This is a genomic window from Brevundimonas sp. (genome assembly GCF_036732845.1).
Taxonomy (GTDB): domain Bacteria; phylum Pseudomonadota; class Alphaproteobacteria; order Caulobacterales; family Caulobacteraceae; genus Brevundimonas.
The window spans coordinates 1-4,296 of record NZ_DAINBO010000077.1 but is presented as its reverse complement, the minus strand read 5'-3'; the positions used below and the strand labels follow the sequence as shown (position 1 = coordinate 4,296).

3 protein-coding genes and 1 pseudogene are annotated in these 4,296 nt (G+C 66.4%); 2 read left to right on the top strand and 2 right to left on the bottom strand.

Features of this window, described 5'->3' with window-relative positions; translation table 11 throughout:
* A pseudogene (locus V7D63_RS13230) lies at positions 1 to 612 on the bottom strand (hypothetical protein); the annotation flags it as partial.
* A 178-nt stretch (positions 613 to 790) separates the two neighbouring features.
* Complete coding sequence (locus tag V7D63_RS13225; protein ID WP_442882146.1) at positions 791 to 2,680, bottom strand: ribonucleoside-diphosphate reductase subunit alpha; 1,890 nt, start codon at positions 2,678 to 2,680, stop codon at positions 791 to 793.
* A 271-nt stretch (positions 2,681 to 2,951) separates the two neighbouring features.
* Between V7D63_RS13225 and V7D63_RS13220 the strand changes: the two genes are divergently transcribed.
* Positions 2,952 to 3,695, top strand: coding sequence for a phosphatase PAP2 family protein (locus tag V7D63_RS13220; protein ID WP_333592742.1), 744 nt, complete (start codon positions 2,952 to 2,954; stop codon positions 3,693 to 3,695).
* Positions 3,696 to 3,854: 159 nt separating this feature from the next.
* Positions 3,855 to 4,296: ribonucleotide-diphosphate reductase subunit beta (locus V7D63_RS13215; RefSeq protein WP_333592741.1), on the top strand; the 442-nt coding region annotated here is incomplete at its 3' end.

The following is a 4,296-nucleotide window of genomic DNA, read 5'->3' as shown; positions in this document are numbered from 1 at the left end:
GCCGTCGCGCACCTCGGCCGAACCGATGCGCACCGTGGCCCCGGCCTCGGCCGAGCCGCCGTCCGAACCGACGGCGACGCCGGCGTGCGGCGTCAGGCTGACTTCCAGACCGTTCTCGGTATAGGCGGTGGCGACCGGCCAGCCGCGCACGAAACGGACGTCATAGCGTTCGGGGTCCAGTTCGGCCTGGTCCAGCGGCGTCACCGGCAGGGGCGAGCCGTCGGCGCGGCGCAGGCGGCCGCCCGTCACCAGCGACAGCCGGTCGGTGAAGCCGTCGCCCTCGCGCCAGACGTCGTGCCGCGTCACGGCGCTCAGGCCCGGCTCTTCGGGCGCGAAATCGCTTTCAAACTCCACCGCCGGGCCGAAGGGGCGGTCGGCGGCGATGTTGAAGGCGCTCTGGGCGTTCAGACGGGCGACCACGTCGCGCTGGGCGTCCGCAGCCCAGGCCTGGGCTCCAAGGTCATAGGCGGGTTGGGCATGGGCCGTGCGGGCCAAGGCCTGTTCGAGCGTTTGGGGCGCCGAGGGTTGCGTCTGCGCCAGAGTCGGAAAGGCGACGCCGACGATCATCATGACCGCCGCTCCAACCCAACCGACATACGCAAACGCACGCATCAACGGTCCCCTCAGTCCGTTAACAACCGTCAACCTGCCTTAAAGCAAGCCCGGCGCCAACAGACTCTTTCGTGACACGGCCCCCACCGACGTCACGCTGCGTCGCCTCAAGCAGCGAGCGGCCGCGTCGCGAGCGTTAGGCTCAAAGGGGATTCCAATAAGGTCGGCGCCGCCGACCTTATTGGCAGGCCAGGCATTCCTCATAGTCGGTCTTGGCCGCGGCGAAGAGGTCGGGCTGGTTCAGATCGGTCTCGGCTCCGTCCGCGGTCTTGTCCTCCGCCCCGGCGAAGGCGGCGCGCTGGACCGATTTGGAACGCAGATAGTACAGCGACTTCACGCCCCGCTCCCACGCCGACCAGTGCAGCATGTGCAGGTCCCACTTATCGACGTCGCCAGGCAGGAAGACGTTGATCGACTGGGCCTGGCAGATCTCGGGCGAGCGGTCGGCCGACAGTTCGATGATCCAGCGCTGGTCCAGTTCGAAGGCGGTCTTGAACACCGACTTCTCGTCGCCGGTCAGGCTGTCCAGGTGTTGAACCGAGCCTTCGTGCTCCAGGATCGACAGCCAGACGGCGTCGGTGTTCAGGCCTTTGCCTTCCAGAAGCTCTTCCAGATAGGGATTCTTGACCGCGAACGAACCCGACAGGGTCTTGTGGGTGTAGATGTTGGCCGGGATCGGCTCGATGCCCGCCGAAGTTCCGCCGCAGATGATGCTGATCGAGGCGGTCGGGGCGATGGCCAGCTTGTGGCTGAACCGCTCCATGACGCCGCGCTCGCGGGCGTCCTCGCACGGACCCTTCTCTTCGGCCAAGAGGCGGCTGGCCTTGTCGGCCTCGCGGCGCAGGTGCTTGAACAGACGCATGTTCCAGCTCTTGGCCATGGCCGATTCAAAGGCCACGCCCTGGCCTTGCAGGAAGGAGTGGAAGCCCATCAGGCCCAGGCCCACCGACCGCTCGCGACGGGCCGAATAGACGGCGGCCTTCATTTCCGGCGGCGCGCGGCGGATGAAGTCCTCCAGGACGTTGTCGAGGAAACGCATCACGTCCTCGATGAACTGGGGTTCCTCGCGCCATTCCAGGAAGGTCTCGGCGTTGACCGACGACAGGCAGCAGACGGCGGTGCGGTCGATGCCCAGATGGTCGCGGCCGGTGTGCAGCATGATCTCGCTGCACAGGTTCGACTGTTTGACCGACAGGCCCAGGTCACGCTGGTGCTGCGGCATCTGCCGGTTCACCGTGTCCGAGAAGATCAGATACGGCTCGCCGGTCTGCAGGCGGATCTCCAGGATCTTCTGCCACAGGGCGCGGGCGTCGACCGTCTTCATCGTCTCGCCGGTCTTGGGCGACACCAGGGCGAAGGGCTGGCCGTCGCGCACGGCGTGCATAAAGGCGTCGGTGATGTTGATGCCGTGGTGCAGGTTCAGGGACTTGCGGTTGAAGTCGCCCGAGGGTTTGCGGATCTCCAGGAACTCCTCGATCTCCGGGTGGTGCACGTCCAGATAGACGGCCGCCGAACCGCGGCGCAGCGACCCCTGGCTGATCGCCAGCGTCAAACTGTCCATCACGCGGATGAAGGGGATGATGCCCGAGGTCTGGCCCGCGCCCTTGACCTTTTCGCCGATGGAGCGGACGCCGCCCCAATAGGTGCCGATGCCGCCGCCGTTCGAGGCCAGGGCGACGTTTTCGTTCCACACCGACTGGATGCCGTCCAGGCTGTCGCCGACGGCGTTCAGGAAGCAGGAGATCGGCAGGCCGCGATCCGCGCCGCCGTTCGACAGCACCGGCGTGGCCGGCATGAACCACAGCTTGGACATGTAGTCATAGACGCGCTGGGCGTGATCCGCGTCGTCGGCGAAGGCCGTGGCGACGCGCGCGAACATGTCCTGATAGCTCTCGCCCGGCAGCAGATAGCGGTCTTCCAGGGTCTTCTTGCCGAAGTCGGTCAAAAGGGCGTCGCGGTCGCGGTCCAGATGGATCGACGGCACCACGCTGAGGTGCGGCCGATCGGTCTGAACGGCCGAGGCGCCGCCCTCGAACCCAACCGTCTTCAATGCTTCGCCGCCAGCCATAAGCGCCTTGCCCCAAATAGAGATTCTGTTGTGGCCCTCGCGCCCTGACCACATCATCTAGTGGCCGAAGCGCGTCCCGAACCCACATATGGGGCGCATATGCCTAACGACCCGTCAACGGGCTTGACGATCACTTTCTGGGCGAATCACGTCGGAACCAGGGGAAGAGCCTGTGGACAGGCCACGACGCGGGCGCGACGTTCCGAAAACGCGCCTCTCACGAAGCCGTGAGTGGAACGCGAGGTCCGGCTTGGCCATTCGGGAGCGGATGGTGTCGGAAAAAGTGATCGCCGCGCTGCGCCGCGCTCGGGCGTCGGCCCGCATGGAGCCGTCCGCCTTGGGCGCGTTGATGGTCGTGGTTCTGGGCGTTCTGGCCTTCGTCAAACTGGCCGACGACATGGCCGAGACCGACGGCCGGGCCTTCGACCAGGCGATCCTGGTCTGGATGCAGCCGGTCGCCGGGCAGCCGCGCGGGCCGTGGTGGCTGCACGAGGCGGCGCTCGACATCACCTCCCTGGGCGGCATCGCGGTGCTGAGCCTGTTCGCCGTGGCGACGGTCGGCTTTCTGTTGATCCAGAAGAAGCGGCTGTCGGCCCTGCTGCTGGCCCTGGGCCTGGCGGGGGGCGTCGCCTTGAGCGAGGGGCTGAAGGCGCTGTTCGAGCGCGAGCGGCCGCCCGCCGTCTATCAGGCCGTCGAGACGTTGAACGCCAGCTTCCCCTCGGGCCACGCCCTGATGTCGACGGTCTTCTATCTGTCAGTGGCGGTGATGCTGGCGCGCGCCTTTCCGACCAAGCGGCTGAAGGCCTATGTGCTGGGCGTCGGCATGACCCTGGCCGGACTGGTCGGGCTGACGCGCGTCTATCTGGGCGCCCACTGGGCCACGGACGTGCTGGCCGGATGGTGCATCGGCGCCGCCTGGGCCATGGTCCTCTGGCTGGCGTCCTACGCCGCGACGCGGCTGCAACGGGCGCGTCACGCGCCGCTTCAGGACGCGCCGTCGCCCGAGATCGGCTAGTGCCTGATCAGCCTAGGTCCCGACCGCCTCACGACCACCAGATATAGCGGTCGCCGAAAAAGTGATCGCAATATAGCCGCAATTCGGCTTGGCGCCCCGGCGGGCGGAGCGCATGGTGGGACCCTTCGTTTCTGGATTCGCGTCAACGGTCCCGCCGCCATGAATGCTCACGCCCCGATCAAATCCTCCACGCCCGGCCTCTTGACGTCGTCGGCGGCCTATAAGCCGTTCCGATACCCTTGGGCCTTCGACATGTGGAAGAAGCAGCAGCAGGTCCACTGGATGCCCGAAGAGGTGCCGCTGGGCGAGGACTGCAAGGACTGGGCGGCCAATCTGACCGACAGCGAACGCAACCTGCTGACCCAGATCTTCCGCTTCTTCACCCAGGCGGACATCGAGGTGCAGGACAACTACATGGAGCGCTACGGCCGGGTGTTCAAACCGACCGAGGTCAAGATGATGCTGGCGTCCTTCGCCAACATGGAGACCATCCACATCGCGGCCTACGCCCTGCTGTTGGAAACCATCGGCATGCCCGAGGCCGAGTTCGGCGCCTTCATGGAATATGAGGCCATGCGGGACAAGCACGACTACATGGGCC

Coding starts and splice junctions, on each gene's coding strand:
- V7D63_RS13225 (WP_442882146.1), bottom strand. CDS start 2,680: ATGGCTGGCGGCGAAGCATTGAAGACGGTTGGGTTCGAGGGCGGCGCC.